The sequence below is a fragment of the Mesorhizobium sp. M7A.F.Ca.MR.362.00.0.0 genome, from assembly GCF_004023175.1.
GTDB lineage: Bacteria > Pseudomonadota > Alphaproteobacteria > Rhizobiales > Rhizobiaceae > Mesorhizobium.
This window is the reverse complement of the sequence record NZ_RZTF01000063.1, coordinates 8,544-22,188: the sequence shown is the minus strand read 5'-3', so window position 1 is coordinate 22,188 and position 13,645 is coordinate 8,544. Positions and strand designations below refer to the sequence as shown.

The following is a 13,645-nucleotide window of genomic DNA, read 5'->3' as shown; positions in this document are numbered from 1 at the left end:
CCCCGTCACTATACGGGGAGAAGTGCCCGGCAGGGCGATGAGGGGCGGCGCCAACTTTGGCAAAAGACCGCCTCCAATAGCTCAAATCCCGATTTGAAATTTCCGCCAACTGCCGACAAGATACAGCGGAAATTATCGTGCCGATCATCCAGGCCAGAGAGGCTCTCATGTCCGAAATCGCCCATCTCGCCGCCACCATCTTCAAACGCGCCGGCAAGGCAAAGCGCTTCATCGTCGCCATTGCCGGTCCACCAGGCTCCGGCAAGTCGACGCTGTCCGCAAGGCTGCATGAACTGCTGCCCGAAGGGGCGGCTGAGGTCGTGCCGATGGACGGCTTCCACTATGACGACGCCGTGCTCGAGCGGCGCGGCCTGCGCGCGCGCAAGGGCGCGCCGGAAACCTTCGACTTTGCCGGGTTTGAGGCCCTGCTGAAGCGTATCCGTGCCGGCGAACCCGACATCGCCATCCCGGTCTTCGACCGCAGCATGGAACTGTCACGCGCCGCTGCTTCGATCGTCGCCACGCAAACCAAGTTCATCCTGGTCGAGGGCAACTATCTGCTGCTCGACGAAGAGCCATGGTCGCGGCTGGCGCCGCTGTTCGATTTCTCGATCTTCGTCGACGTGCCGCGCAACGAGCTCGAGCGCCGCCTGATGGAGCGCTGGCACGGACATGGCCGCTCCGATGAAGATGCGCGCGCCTGGATCGCGTCCAACGATCTGCCCAACATCGAGCGCGTGCTCGCGCGGCGCCGGGCTGCCGATCTTGTGATCGGCCGTTCCGCTTGATTCGACGGATTGCGCAAGGGGAACCTTAAGACTTTCAGGCCGTTATCCCGACACGGCAATTGTGCCAAAAGAGGGATTCGGTCCAATGGCAATCAAGGCAAGAAAGCCCGCGCCCGCCAAGGGCAAGGCGACCCAATCCAAGGCCGGCGCCGGCCCGGCGATGACAGCCCGTTCGAAGGACGCCAAGCCGACCTTCGGCAAGGCAGCGCCGAAGAAAGTGGTGCCGACCGCAGCGAAAGCCGCGCCGAAAGCCGCAAAGCCGAAGAAGCCCGCGAGTTCCAGCGACTCCCTGAGCGGCAGTGCGATGCGCACGGCCAAGGCGACGGCCAACGTCGCTGCCGGCGCGGTCATGGTCGCCGCCCGAGGTGCTGCGTCGCTCGCCGCTTCCGTCATGGGCAAAGGCGGTTCGAAGGCCAAAGCGAAGGCCAAATAGCCGCGCTTCGGAGGCTGGCTATCCCTTGGCGGGGATGGTCAGGCCTTTCTGCACCGCCGGCCGCGCCAGGCCGCGCTCCAGCCATGTCGAGACACTGACGAAATCGTCGAAGCCGACGAGTTCGCGCGCTTCGTAGAAACCGATCAGGTTGCGCACCCAGCCGAGCAGCGAGATGTCGGCGATGGTGTAGTCATTGCCCATGATCCACTTGCGCCCCTTCAGCCTGCCGTCGAGCACACCGAGCAGTCGCTTTGACTCGTCGCGATAACGCTCCAGCGGGCGTTTGTCGGCGATCTCGCGACCGGCGAATTTGTGGAAGAAGCCGACCTGGCCGAACATCGGCCCGACCGACGCCATCTGGAAGAACACCCACTGGATGGTCTCGTAGCGGCGCGCGGCGTCCACAGGCATAAGCAGGCCGGTCTTTTCAGCGAGGTAGAGCAGGATGGCGCCGGATTCGAACAGGCCGATCGGCTTGCCGTCCGGACCGTTCGGATCGATGATCGCCGGTATCTTGCCGTTGGGGTTGAGCGACAGGAATTCCGGTGTCCAGCTTTCGTTCTTGCCGATGTTGACCAGATGCGGCTCATAGGGCAGGCCGAGCTCCTCCAGGGCGATCGATATCTTCACGCCGTTCGGCGTTGTCGCCGAATAGAGCTGGAGCTGGTCCGGATGCTTGGCCGGCCAACGCGTTGCGATCGGAAAGGCGGACAGGTCTGCCATGGAAACTCCTGAATGGGGATCGCGCCGAGCGGCGCGGTCTTGGCGGGTCGGCCAAGGATTAGACGCGGCGCACGGCACGATCAATATGGCGGTGAAGGTTTCGTCGTGCACGAACAGTCAACGGAATGGTCTGCCTGGGGCAGATCGCGCGCCCCTTAGATCAGACGGCCTTGAAGGCCAGCACGGCATTGGTGCCGCCGAACGCGAAGCCGTTGCTGATCGCGGCGCGCACCTTGCGCTCTCGCGGCACGTTCGGCGTGACGTCGAGGTCGCAATCGGGATCGGCCTCGCGAAAATTGGCCGTCGGCGGCACGATGCCTTCGCGGATCGCCATCACGCAGGCGATCATCTCCAGCGCCCCCGATGCGCCGAGGCAATGGGCGTGCATCGACTTGGTCGACGACACCGAAAGCTTGTAGGCATGGTCGCCGAAGACGCGCTTGATCGCTGCCGTCTCGATCTGGTCGTTGGCCTTGGTGCCGGTGCCATGGGCGTTGAGGTAGTCGACATCCTCGGGATTGAAGCCGGCATCGGCCAGGCAGGCGCGCATGGCCGCCGTCGGCCCTTCGACGGTCGGCGCGACAATGTCGGAGGCATCGGCGGAGAGGCCGGCGCCGGCGACCTCGGCAAGGATGGTGGCGCCCCGCGCCATGGCATGCTCATACGTTTCCAGGACCGCCATGCCGGCGCCCTCGCCGAGCGACAGTCCCTGGCGGTCGGCCGAAAATGGCCGGCAGGTATCGGGCGCCAGCACGCGCAATGCTTCCCAGCCCTTCAGGATGCCCCAAACCAGCGGCGCATCGGTGCCGCCGGCGACCATCACATCGGCGCGGCCAAGCCTGATCTGGTCGACGGCCGAGGCGATGGCGTGGTTGGAGGAGGAGCAGGCCGAGGTGACGCCGAAGACCGGGCCGCGCAGGCCCAGACTCATGCTGACATGGCCGGAGGCCGCGCTTGGCATAACCTTTGGCACGGTGAAGATACCGGCGCGGTTCTTGCCCTCGACCAGGATGGCGCGATAGCTCTCTTCGATCGCCTCCCAGCCGCAGACGCCGACACCGACGACGGTGCCCATCCGATAGGTGGTGGCTTCATTCGAAACCAGGCCGGCCTGCTGCATGGCTTCCCTGGCTGCGATGGTCGCCAGCAGGCTGAAGCGGTCCATCGACACGGTCTGCTTGCGGTCGATTCCGTGATCGGGAAGCGCCTTGATTTCGCAGCCGACCTTGACCTTCAAATCATGCAGTTGGGGACTTGTGATCTGGCCGATGGCCGAGCGGCCGGCGCGCATCTCGTTCCAGATCTCGGGCGCGCTGGTGCCGAGCCCGCAAATGCCGCCCATGCCGGTGATGACAACGCGCTGCCGCATTCAGTTCAGGCTTTTTTCGCGATCAGCGCGCGCACAGCTTCGACCATGTCGCCGACGTTCTTCAGATTGCTCCAGGCGTCGACCGTGTTCATCTCGATCTCGATGCCATACTCTTCCTCAAGATCGAAGATAATCTCCGTCAGCTCGAGCGAATGGATGCCAAGCGAGGTCAATTCGGTGGTGGTGGTGATTTCTTCGCCGCCCGGCTCGGCATGAGCCTTGATCTTCGCGATGATATCCGTTGCCAGCTGGTCGGCCATTCGGTTCCTTCCCCACTATCTCGACGTTTCCCGACGCCAACTGAGCAGCGCCCCTTTTTCTCCTGGTATCAAGCCGCCGTCGTCGTTTAATACCCCCGCCAAGCGCAGCATGACCGTACCAAGGTGGTTCCCTCTATAGAAACCGAAACGTTGTCAAGCAACAAGCTATATCGAACTCCATATCGACAAAGCCGACGGAGTGCTTAACGTGCAGGCATGGATATGGGCGAACCTAGCGGCGAACATGACGGGATTTCGACGCAGCGCGTTGCGGGCGTCGCGCGGCTTTCCTGCGCGCTCAGTGAGGGCCGCACGCGCCTGCGGCGCCTCTATCAGGACGGCGCCGCCAAGATAAGAATGCCGGCCGTCTCGACCGATCCGCTCGAAGCGGTGCTGATCAACACCGCCGGCGGGATGACCGGCGGCGACCGTATCGCCTGGGAGGTGGATGTCGGCGCGGCCGCTTCGGCGTCGATCACCACGCAGGCCTGCGAGAAGATCTACCGGGCGGCATCCAACCGTGCCGAAGTGCGGGTCAATTTGTCGGTCGGCGAAAATGGCCGGATCGCCTGGCTGCCGCAGGAAACCATCGTCTTCGACCGGGCGGCCTTTGCCCGCACGCTCGACGTCGAGCTTGCCGTCGGCGCCGAGGCGCTGGTGCTGGAAGCCGCCGTCTTCGGCCGCCTGGCGATGGGCGAACGCGCCACGCAGGGCGACCTCCATGACCGCTGGCGTGTGCGCCAGGATGGCGCCCTCATTCATTCCGAGGGTTTTCGCATCGGACCCGATATCGCCGCTACGCTCGACCGCCCGGCGGTTGCCGGCGGCGCGATCGCGGTGGCGACGCTGCTTCTGGTGTCGCCACGCGCCGAGGCCCTGCTCGACCGGGTTCTGGAGATCGTCGGCGACCACGGCAGCGCCAGCGTCTGGAGCGTGAAGAAATCTGGCAAGCTTCTTGCGAGGCTCTACGCCGGGGACGGCTACCGGCTGCGCCAGCGGCTGGTTCCACTCGTCGAATTGCTCAACGGAAGGGCGGGGTTGCCCAAATTATGGTCACTATAGGCCTGTCTCTACCAATCCAGGGAAACGCATGAACCTGACGCCGAGGGAAAAGGACAAGCTGCTGATCGCCATGGCGGCGATCGTGGCGCGCAAGCGGCTCGAACGCGGCGTCAAGCTCAACCATCCGGAAGCGATCGCGCTGATCACCGACTTCGTCGTCGAAGGCGCCCGCGACGGCCGTCCGGTCGCCGAACTGATGGAAGCCGGCGCTCATATCGTCAGCCGCGCGCAAGTCATGGAAGGCATCGCCGAGATGATCCATGACGTGCAGGTAGAGGCGACTTTTCCCGACGGCACCAAGCTGGTGACCGTGCACGAACCGATCCGTTGAGGAGGACAGGATGCTGGAGCTGCGTCCCAACTGCGAATGCTGCGACAAGGACCTGCCGCCGGAGGCGACGGATGCGCTGATCTGCACCTTCGAGTGCACCTTTTGCGCCGGATGCGTGGAACAGGTGTTGGGCGGCATCTGCCCCAATTGCGGCGGTGGTTTTTCGGCGCGGCCGATCCGCCCGCCAGCGATGCTGAAGAAATATCCGGCGTCGAGCAGACGCGTTCTCAAGGCTGAAGGCTGCGGTCCCAGCAAGGCGGCGTAAACACCAGACCGAGCAAAACGAAAGGCAAATAGAATGATCCCTGCCAAACGCCTCTGCCTGTCGGCGATCCTGCTGCTGGCCGCTGCCATGCCGGCCTATGCTCATGTCGGCATCGGCACGGCCTCCTCCTTCACGGCCGGCTTCATGCACCCGCTTTCCGGGCTCGATCATATGACGGTGATGGTCGCGGTCGGGCTGTGGGCGGCGCTCAAGGGCGGCAAGGCGGTTCTTGCCTGGCCGGCGGCCTTTGTCTGCGTCATACTGGTCGGCGGCGCGCTGGGCATGCTGCACATGCCGCTGCCCTTCGTCGAACCGGGCATACTGGCATCGGTCGTGACGCTCGGGCTGCTGGTGGCGCTGGCGATCGATCTGCCGGTCTCGGCCGGGGTCGCCATCATCGGCCTGTTCGCACTTTTCCACGGCCACGCGCATGGCACCGAGGTGCCGGAGAATGCCGGCGGGCTTGAATACATGGCCGGCTTTGCCATCGCCACGCTGTTGCTGCATGCCGCCGGCATCGCTGCCGGTCTCAGTCTCGGCATCCGGTTCCGTGGAGTGGCCCGTGCTGCCGGTGCCGCCTGTGCGGCGATCGGCATCGGTCTCGCCTTCGGCATCGTGTGAGGGCGACCATGATCCCTGGTGAAATCATCACGGTGGGCGGCGACATCGAGCTCAACAAGGGCCTGCCGACCGTCACCCTGAAAGTCGCCAACAGCGGCGACCGGCCGATCCAGGTCGGTAGCCACTACCATTTCTTCGAGACCAATGAGGGGCTGAAATTCGACCGCGAGCGCGCCAGGGGCATGCGTCTCGACATTGCCGCGGGCACGGCGATGCGTTTCGAGCCGGGCCAGGAGCGCGACGTCACGCTGGTGCCGCTCGGCGGCAAGCGCGAGGTCTACGGATTTCAGCAGAAGGTGATGGGCAAGCTGTGAGATCTCAAGCTGTGAGATCTTTCGGCGCGCTCAGCTCAGTTCGATGGCTTGGCCGCGGCGTAGATGACGATCTTTCCGGGATCGCCGAATTCGACGGCAAGGACATCCTGCGCCTGCACGCGCCGCGATTCGATGGCGTTGAACAGCAGCGCGTTGGCCTCGATCTCCTTGCGCAGCTCGGTGATGTCGTCCTGATGCTGATTGACCTTGCTTTCGATCTCCGGTGGCGGGCCGCCTTCGCTGCGCGCGGCATCGGTGAGGAACACGATGTCGACCTTGTCGAGCTTGGACGTCTTGCGCACCGTACCGATGTTTTCACGCGTGCGGTCGATCGCCGTGTTGACGCTGCGGGCCTCAGCGGTGGCCTTGGCCTCTTCCTGCTTGACCTGCGAGCCGACGATGCGGTTGACGGTCTCCGTGCTTTCGAGCCCTTGCGCCTTCAATCCGGTAGCAGGACCAGCAGCCGCCAGGAACGCCGTGGCGGCGACTGCCTGCATTCTGATCGAGAAAGAAGTGATCGCCATCGCTCGCTCCTGAGAGAAGTCGTTTCGGGACGCGGGTTAGCGCGAAAAGAACAAAACGAATCCGGCCCGGCGAAGGTTCCTTTCCCGATCCGGCCGGCAGGCCGAATGCCGGCCCGCCGTGCCGTCTCGTCAGCTCGCCTTCTTGGTGATCAAGGTCAGTGCGCCATTGGGTTCCATGCTGGCCGCGACCACCTGCGCAGAGGTCATTCCCTTGGCCTCCAGCGCCGACTTCACCTTGGGTGTGGCATCGATCGAGCTGCGCAGTTTTTTCAAGCCGTCATCGCCGCGCTGGGCGATCACCTGGTTGACCTGCGTCTGGGTGTCCTTTGGCAACTCGGTGATGTCGACGATGTTGACGCTTTGGATCGTCGGCACCGCAGGCTGAGCCTGGGGCGTGGCTGGAGCAGGCGTTGCCGGCGCCGGAGCAGGCTGTGGCGCGGGTTGCTGCTGGGCACTGGCGGCGCCCGCCAGCATCAGGCTGGCTGCGGCGGCAAGAATTATCGTTTTGCGCATGGATTTTCCTTTCCATCGATTGGCAAACGGTCGGCCTGGGGTGACCCCCTAACCTCAACCGCCAAATGGGATCAGAAGGTGTCGCCCAGCGGGTCATTGCGTGACCATAGGATGGCAGCAATGTGCAGCACCGCTTCAATCCAACCGCATTTCAGGAGCAATCGCTGATGGCCAGAATTACCCGCGCCGCCTATGCGCAGATGTATGGCCCGACGGTCGGCGACAAAGTGCGCCTTGCCGACACCGAACTGTTCATCGAGGTCGAGAAGGATCTCACCATCCATGGCGAAGAGGTGAAATTCGGCGGCGGCAAGGTAATCCGTGACGGCATGGGCCAGAGCCAGGTTTCCAGGGCGCAAGGCGCCGTCGATACCGTGATCACCAACGCGCTGGTGGTGGACGCCAGCGCCGGCATCTTCAAGGCCGATATCGGGCTTCGCGACGGCCGTATCGCGGCCATCGGCAAGGCCGGCAATCCGGACACGCAGGATGGCGTCACCATCATCATTGGTCCCGGCACCGAGATCATCGCCGGCGAGGGCAAGATCCTGACCGCAGGCGGCTTCGATGCGCATATCCACTTCATCTGCCCGCAGCAGATCGAAGAGGCACTGATGTCAGGCATCACCACCATGCTCGGCGGCGGTACCGGCCCGGCGCATGGCACGCTGGCGACGACCTGCACGCCGGGGCCATGGCACATGGCCCGCATGATCCAGTCCTTCGATGCCTTCCCGATGAACATCGGCCTGTCGGGCAAGGGCAATGCCTCGCTGCCCGCAGCACTCGAGGAGATGGTGCTGGGCGGCGCCTGTTCGCTGAAGCTGCACGAAGACTGGGGCACGACGCCGGCGGCCATCGATTGCTGCCTGTCGGTCGCCGACGACTACGACGTGCAGGTGATGATCCACACCGATACGCTGAACGAATCCGGCTTTGTCGAGAACACGGTCGCGGCGATCAAGGGCCGCACCATCCACGCCTTCCACACCGAGGGCGCCGGCGGCGGCCACGCGCCTGACATCATCAAGGTCTGCGGCCTGCCCAACGTCATCCCGTCCTCGACCAACCCGACGCGGCCCTACACGGTCAACACGCTGGCCGAGCATCTCGACATGCTGATGGTCTGCCATCATTTGTCGCCGTCGATCCCCGAGGACATCGCCTTTGCCGAAAGCCGCATCCGCAAGGAGACCATCGCGGCCGAAGACATCTTGCACGACATCGGTGCCTTCTCGATCATCTCGTCGGACAGCCAGGCCATGGGCCGCGTCGGCGAAGTCGCGATCCGCACCTGGCAGACCGCCGACAAGATGAAGCGCCAGCGCGGCTCGCTGCCGCAGGAGACCGGCAACAACGACAATTTCCGCGTCCGCCGCTACATCGCCAAATACACGATCAACCCGGCCATCGCGCATGGGCTGTCGAAAGACATCGGCTCGATCGCGGTCGGCAAGCGCGCCGACCTGGTGCTGTGGAACCCGGCCTTCTTCGGCGTCAAGCCGGACATGGTGCTGATCGGCGGCATGATCGCCGCAGCACCGATGGGCGACCCCAACGCCTCGATCCCGACGCCGCAGCCGATGCACTACCGGCCGATGTTCGGCGCCTATGGCAAGGCCAGGACCAACTCGTCGGTGACCTTCGTTTCGAAAGCCGCGCTCGAATCAGGCCTGCACGGCAGGCTCGGCGTCGACAAGCAGTTCGTCGCCGTCGAAAACACCCGCGGCGGCATCGGCAAGCATTCGATGGTGCTCAACGACGCCACGCCGCATGTCGAGGTCGATCCGGAAACCTACGAGGTGCGTGCCGACGGCGAGCTTTTGACCTGCGAGCCGGCGACGGTGCTGCCGATGGCGCAGAGATACTTTCTGTTCTGAAGCGGCGATTCGACCGGGCGAGTATTATCCGTTGCAGCCCTGGGTGGGAGGCAGCAATATGCGGCCGACCAACAGTTGCATTGTGATCGAGCATGGCCACCGAAATCGCTTCCGCCCACGACATTTTCCCCCATATCCGCATCGTCATGGGCATGGTGATCGGGCTTGGCGTCGCCCGCCTGCTGTCGGGGGTGGCGCGCATCGTCCAGCATCCCGGCCAGTACAAGCTCTATCCCGTGCATCTGGCCTGGGTCGTCTCGGTGCTCCTGATGCTGGTGCATTTCTGGTGGTGGGAGTTCGGCCTCTACGCCATCGAAACCTGGACCTTCGGCAAATATTTGTTCATCATCTTCTACGCGATCACGCTGTTCCTGCTGTGCGCGCTTTTGTTTCCCGATTCGATGCTGGACTACACCAGCTATGAGGATTTCTTCTATTCGCGCCGGGCGTGGTTCTTCGGCCTGCTGGCTGCGACCTACCTGCTCGACGTGGTCGACACGCTGCTGAAAGGGCCAGAGCATTTCGCCCGCTTCGGCAGCGAGTATCTGTTCCGCACGCCGGTCTTCGTTGCGCTGTGTATCGTCGCGATCCTGGTGCGCGATCGCCGCTTCCACATCGCCTTCGTCACGGCGGCGCTTATCTACCAGATATCGTTCATCCTGCGGCTCTTCGACACCATCGTCTGAACGAACGCGATGGTCTAGCTTGTTGGGGAAAGGCAAGGGTTCGACATGTACAAGGCCGTCGGATCGCGCGGATCCCGGGTCAGCCGCGTTCTCTGGATGCTCGAGGAGCTCGCGCAGCCTTATGAATTCGTCGAGGTTCATCTGCGCTCACCGGAAGCCTATGCGCTCAACCCATCGGGCAAGGTACCGATCCTCATCGACGGCGAACTGACGGTGACGGATTCGGCGGCGATCTGCGTTTATCTCGCCGACAAGCACGCGGACAAGGGAATGGGCGCCAATCCGGGTGTCGCCGGCCGGGCCGAGATGGATTCCTGGATGCATTTTGCCCAGAGCGAGTTGGAAGCGCCGCTGTGGAACAAATTGCGCCATCGCTTCCTGCTGCCTAGGGATGTGCGCGTCGATGTCGGTCCTGCGGCGGCTTACGATTTTGCCTCGGAACTGAAGGCGCTGGAGCGGCGGCTGGGCGACAAACCGTTTGCGCTCGGCGATCGGTTTTCCGCTGTCGATGTGCTGCTCGGCGACATGGGCGGCTGGGCTCGCGCCGGCCGATTCCCGATCGACTCCGAGCGCGTCAACGCCTATTTCGACCGCGTGCTGGCACGGCCCGCCCGTGCACGGGCGCAAGCAAATGGGGGATCCATGAAATGAAGCTCAACCTCAACACCGACTTCACCAAATTCCCGCGCGCCGTCTCCGTACTGTCCGCCGGCAATGCCGGAACCACCCTATCGTTGGGCCGGGCCATTCTCGCCCATGACGAGCGGCATCTGCGCCGCCGCGCCATCGAGCTTGCCGACGGCAGCAAGGTGCTGGTCGACCTGCCCGAACCCGTCGCCTTGAACGATGGCGACCGGCTGGTGCTGGAGGATGGCGGCCATGTCGAGATCGTCGCGGCGGCGGAAGAGGTCTATGACATCCGCGCCCGCGACGGCGTGCATCTGGCCGAACTCGCCTGGCACATCGGCAACCGTCATCTCGCAGCAAGCATCGAGGCCGGGCGCATCCTCATCCTGCGCGACCATGTTATCAAGGCGATGCTGGAGGGGCTGGGCGCCACGGTGGCCGACGTTTCCGAACCGTTCAAGCCGGTGCGCGGCGCCTACTCCGGGCATGGCGGGCCAAGCCACGATCACGGCCATGCGCATGCGCATAGCCACGCCGAAGCGCACAGCCATTCTCATGACGAAGCGCATTCCCATTCGCACAGTCACGCCGGCCATCACCACGACCATGACTGACCAGCCTTCGAATATCGCCCTGCTGCGGCTGATGGCGTGGCTGTCGCCTGCCTTTCCGGTCGGCGGCTTTTCCTACAGCCATGGCCTCGAACGCGCGGCGCATGACGGGCTGGTTGCCGATGCCGAAAGCCTTGCCGACTGGCTGGAAACGCTTGTCGAGATCGGTTCGGGCTGGAACGACGCCGTGCTGTTCGCCGAGAGCTGGCGCCGGGCACGCGGCACCGGTGATCTCGATGAAGCGGCGGCACTCGCCGAGGCGCTCGCCGGCTCGCGCGAACGCCATACCGAAACCATGCTGCAGGGTGCGGCCTTCCTCAAAGCGGCGGCGGCCTGGCCTAATCCGGTGCTGGCGCGCCTGCCGGCCGAATGCGCCTATTGCGTCGCCGTCGGCGCCATTGCCGGCGGCAACGGCATCGCGCTTCAGGACGCGCTGTCAGCCTTCCTGCAAACCTTCTTCTCCAACCTTGTGCAGGCAGCGATCCGGCTTGGCATCGTCGGCCAGAGCGCCGCGACCGCGTTGTTAGCCGGCTTCGAGCCGCTGGCGCTGGCAACCGCAAGCCGCGCTGCGCGCTCGACATTGGACGATCTCGGCGGCTGCGCCTTCGTCTCCGATGTCATGGCGATGAAGCATGAAACCCAGTATTCGCGACTGTTCCGCTCATGATTTTTCTCGCTTTCTCGCTCTCCCTTGCTCTGCTGCCGATCACCGCGCTGCATGTCTATTGGGGTCTTGGCGGCATCTGGCCGGGCCAGGATGCGGCCTCCTGCGCCCGCGCCGTTGTCGGCTTTCGCGGCGTCGATGAAATGCCGACGCCGTTTGCCAGTTTCGCCGTTGCCGCGTGCCTGTGCCTCGCGACACTATGGCCGCTGGCGCTCATGGGCGTCTTTGCCTCGCCCTTTCCCCGGGAAGGCCTCGCCGCCACTTCGCTGCTCATCGGCCTGGTGTTCCTGGGTCGCGGCATAGCCGGCTTCACGCCATGGTGGCGGCGGCTGGCGCCGGAACAACCTTTCGCGCGGCTCGATACCAGCTATTATTCGCCGCTCTGCCTGTTGATCGGGCTCGGCTTTGCCATCCTCGCCATCACGGAGTTTCCCGCATGACACAGACAAATGGTCCGCTGCGCGTCGGCATTGGCGGCCCGGTCGGTTCGGGCAAGACGACGCTGACCGAAAAGCTGTGCAAGGCGCTGCGCGACGAGTTTTCCATCGCCGTCGTCACCAACGACATCTACACCAAGGAAGACGCCATGATGCTGGCGCGGCTGCAGGCACTGCCCGAGGACCGCATCATGGGTGTCGAGACCGGCGGCTGCCCGCACACCGCCATCCGCGAGGATGCGTCGATCAATCTGCAGGCAATCGCCGAAATGAACAGGAAATTCCCGGATCTCGACATCGTCTTCATCGAATCCGGCGGCGACAATCTTGCCGCGACCTTCTCGCCCGACCTCGCCGACCTGACGCTCTATGTCATCTCGGTTTGCCAGGGCGAGGAGATTCCGCGCAAGGGCGGGCCGGCGATCACCCGCTCCGATTTCCTGGTGATCAACAAGAGCGATCTTGCTCCTTACGTGAACGTCAACCTCGATGTCATGGAGAGCGACGCCGGCCGCATGCGCGGCAAGCGGCCGTTCGGCTTCACCGACCTGTCGCGCGGCAAGGGGCTGCAGGAGGTGATCGATTTCATCATCGAGCATGGCGGCCTGCGAGCCGGCGGTGCCGCTGCCAGCACGGCAGCGTGAGATAGCCATCCCTGCACCAACCAAAACCGGTTGCGGACATGGGCTGGCCACGGCATTCTTGCCGAAACCGGAGGATTTTAGGATGAGCCTTGCCCGTCTGCAAAAGGAAACGCTGACCAACCTGCCCTACTATGAGGAGCGCGTCGATCTTGCCTGCGCCTTCCGCTGGACGGCACGGCTCAACATGCATGAGGCGGTGGCCAATCACTTCTCGCTGGCCGTCAATGATGGCGGGACACAGTTCCTGATGAACCCCAACCAGGTGCATTTCTCGCGCATCAAGGCGAGCGACCTTCTGATGATCGATGCCAACGATCCAGAAACGCTCTCCGGCCCCGATGCGCCCGACCCAACGGCGTGGGGACTGCATGGCGCCATCCATCGCAATGTGCGCCACGCGCGCTGTGTCATGCATGTCCATTCGATCCACGCCACGGTGCTGGCATCGCTCGCTGACTCGACACTGCCGCCGATCGACCAGAATTCAGCGATGTTCTTCAATCGCCATGTCGTGGACGCGCATTATGGCGGGCTGGCCTTCGAGGAGGAGGGCGAGCGCTGCTCGCAGCTTCTCGTCGATCCCAAGGTCAAGGTGATGGTGATGGGCAATCACGGCGTGCTGGTCATCGGCGACACGGTCGCCGATGCCTTCAACCGCATGTTCTATTTCGAACGCGCCGCCGAGACCTACATCAAGGCGCTGTGGACCGGCCGCCCGCTGCGCACGCTTTCCGACGCGATCGCAGAAAAGGCCGCGAGCGAGATGGACGACTATCCCGGCCAGGCCGAACGCCATCTCAGCGAGTTGAAGGCGATCCTAGACGAGCAGGAACCGGCCTACCGGAATTGAGGACCCTTCTCCCCGTCACTATACGGGGAGAAGGGTCCTCAAT

General features: G+C 64.0%; 20 protein-coding genes. 15 read left to right on the top strand and 5 right to left on the bottom strand.

Going from position 1 to position 13,645, the window contains the following annotated elements:
* Positions 1-167: 167 nt before the first annotated feature.
* Both EOC06_RS11410 and EOC06_RS11405 read left to right on the top strand, forming a co-directional pair.
* A complete protein-coding gene (locus tag EOC06_RS11410) occupies positions 168-788 on the top strand; it encodes a nucleoside triphosphate hydrolase (RefSeq protein WP_128307774.1) in 621 nt (206 codons plus the stop codon).
* A gap of 85 nt (positions 789-873) precedes the next feature.
* Positions 874-1,221 carry a hypothetical protein gene (locus tag EOC06_RS11405; protein ID WP_128307773.1) on the top strand — a complete coding sequence of 116 codons (348 nt, stop codon included), beginning with the start codon at positions 874-876 and terminating at the stop codon, positions 1,219-1,221.
* 18 nt (positions 1,222-1,239) lie between these two features.
* Here EOC06_RS11405 and EOC06_RS11400 read toward each other — a convergent pair whose 3' ends face one another.
* The 3 genes from EOC06_RS11400 to EOC06_RS11390 form a co-directional block, all read right to left on the bottom strand.
* Positions 1,240-1,944, bottom strand: coding sequence for a glutathione S-transferase N-terminal domain-containing protein (locus EOC06_RS11400; protein WP_128307772.1), 705 nt, complete (start codon positions 1,942-1,944; stop codon positions 1,240-1,242).
* A gap of 160 nt (positions 1,945-2,104) precedes the next feature.
* The gene (locus EOC06_RS11395) at positions 2,105-3,313 is read right to left on the bottom strand and encodes a beta-ketoacyl synthase (RefSeq protein WP_128307771.1); all 1,209 of its coding nucleotides are present in this window, start codon (positions 3,311-3,313) and stop codon (positions 2,105-2,107) included.
* Positions 3,314-3,318: 5 nt separating this feature from the next.
* Positions 3,319-3,573 (bottom strand): acyl carrier protein, encoded by a 255-nt coding sequence (locus tag EOC06_RS11390; protein ID WP_013528393.1) that lies wholly within the window; start codon positions 3,571-3,573, stop codon positions 3,319-3,321.
* A gap of 222 nt (positions 3,574-3,795) precedes the next feature.
* Between EOC06_RS11390 and EOC06_RS11385 the strand changes: the two genes are divergently transcribed.
* From EOC06_RS11385 to EOC06_RS11365, 5 genes are read left to right on the top strand one after another with little or no spacing between them, the layout of a single operon-like run.
* Positions 3,796-4,635: an urease accessory protein UreD gene (locus EOC06_RS11385; protein WP_128307770.1), complete on the top strand. Its 840-nt coding sequence runs from the start codon at positions 3,796-3,798 to the stop codon at positions 4,633-4,635.
* Between the two features lie 28 nt (positions 4,636-4,663).
* Positions 4,664-4,966 carry an urease subunit gamma gene (locus EOC06_RS11380; RefSeq protein WP_127269528.1) on the top strand — a complete coding sequence of 101 codons (303 nt, stop codon included), beginning with the start codon at positions 4,664-4,666 and terminating at the stop codon, positions 4,964-4,966.
* A gap of 10 nt (positions 4,967-4,976) precedes the next feature.
* Positions 4,977-5,231 carry a DUF1272 domain-containing protein gene (locus EOC06_RS11375; RefSeq protein ID WP_127269527.1) on the top strand — a complete coding sequence of 85 codons (255 nt, stop codon included), beginning with the start codon at positions 4,977-4,979 and terminating at the stop codon, positions 5,229-5,231.
* A 33-nt stretch (positions 5,232-5,264) separates the two neighbouring features.
* Entirely contained in the window at positions 5,265-5,852 is a 588-nt protein-coding gene (locus tag EOC06_RS11370; protein WP_128307769.1) for a HupE/UreJ family protein, read from the top strand.
* Positions 5,853-5,860: 8 nt separating this feature from the next.
* Positions 5,861-6,166, top strand: a complete 306-nt coding sequence (locus tag EOC06_RS11365) for an urease subunit beta (RefSeq protein WP_027040029.1) — start codon at positions 5,861-5,863, stop codon at positions 6,164-6,166.
* A 35-nt stretch (positions 6,167-6,201) separates the two neighbouring features.
* On the opposite strand, the gene EOC06_RS11360 is transcribed toward EOC06_RS11365, so the two are convergent.
* On the bottom strand, positions 6,202-6,690 hold the full coding sequence (locus tag EOC06_RS11360) for a hypothetical protein (RefSeq protein ID WP_128307768.1): 489 nt from the start codon (positions 6,688-6,690) through the stop codon (positions 6,202-6,204).
* A 129-nt stretch (positions 6,691-6,819) separates the two neighbouring features.
* Complete coding sequence (locus tag EOC06_RS11355) at positions 6,820-7,203, bottom strand: hypothetical protein (RefSeq protein ID WP_127383078.1); 384 nt, start codon at positions 7,201-7,203, stop codon at positions 6,820-6,822.
* A 164-nt stretch (positions 7,204-7,367) separates the two neighbouring features.
* Between EOC06_RS11355 and ureC the strand changes: the two genes are divergently transcribed.
* From ureC to EOC06_RS11315, 8 genes are all read left to right on the top strand, one after another.
* Positions 7,368-9,083, top strand: a complete 1,716-nt coding sequence (gene ureC / locus EOC06_RS11350) for an urease subunit alpha (RefSeq protein WP_164895794.1) — start codon at positions 7,368-7,370, stop codon at positions 9,081-9,083.
* A 92-nt stretch (positions 9,084-9,175) separates the two neighbouring features.
* The gene (locus EOC06_RS11345) at positions 9,176-9,769 is read left to right on the top strand and encodes a hypothetical protein (protein WP_127396918.1); all 594 of its coding nucleotides are present in this window, start codon (positions 9,176-9,178) and stop codon (positions 9,767-9,769) included.
* Between the two features lie 45 nt (positions 9,770-9,814).
* Complete coding sequence (locus tag EOC06_RS11340; protein ID WP_127383543.1) at positions 9,815-10,420, top strand: glutathione S-transferase family protein; 606 nt, start codon at positions 9,815-9,817, stop codon at positions 10,418-10,420.
* Entirely contained in the window at positions 10,417-11,010 is a 594-nt protein-coding gene (ureE, locus tag EOC06_RS11335) for an urease accessory protein UreE (protein ID WP_128307767.1), read from the top strand. The genes EOC06_RS11340 and ureE overlap by 4 nt, the downstream gene beginning before the upstream one ends.
* Positions 11,003-11,674: an urease accessory protein UreF gene (locus EOC06_RS11330; protein WP_164898543.1), complete on the top strand. Its 672-nt coding sequence runs from the start codon at positions 11,003-11,005 to the stop codon at positions 11,672-11,674. Before ureE ends, EOC06_RS11330 begins: the two co-directional genes overlap by 8 nt.
* Positions 11,671-12,111: a DUF3995 domain-containing protein gene (locus EOC06_RS11325; protein WP_128307765.1), complete on the top strand. Its 441-nt coding sequence runs from the start codon at positions 11,671-11,673 to the stop codon at positions 12,109-12,111. The genes EOC06_RS11330 and EOC06_RS11325 overlap by 4 nt, the downstream gene beginning before the upstream one ends.
* Positions 12,108-12,752 carry an urease accessory protein UreG gene (gene ureG, locus EOC06_RS11320; protein WP_127383481.1) on the top strand — a complete coding sequence of 215 codons (645 nt, stop codon included), beginning with the start codon at positions 12,108-12,110 and terminating at the stop codon, positions 12,750-12,752. The genes EOC06_RS11325 and ureG overlap by 4 nt, the downstream gene beginning before the upstream one ends.
* Positions 12,753-12,834: 82 nt before the next feature.
* Positions 12,835-13,602, top strand: coding sequence for a class II aldolase and adducin N-terminal domain-containing protein (locus tag EOC06_RS11315; RefSeq protein WP_127383480.1), 768 nt, complete (start codon positions 12,835-12,837; stop codon positions 13,600-13,602).
* Positions 13,603-13,645: the final 43 nt, after the last annotated feature.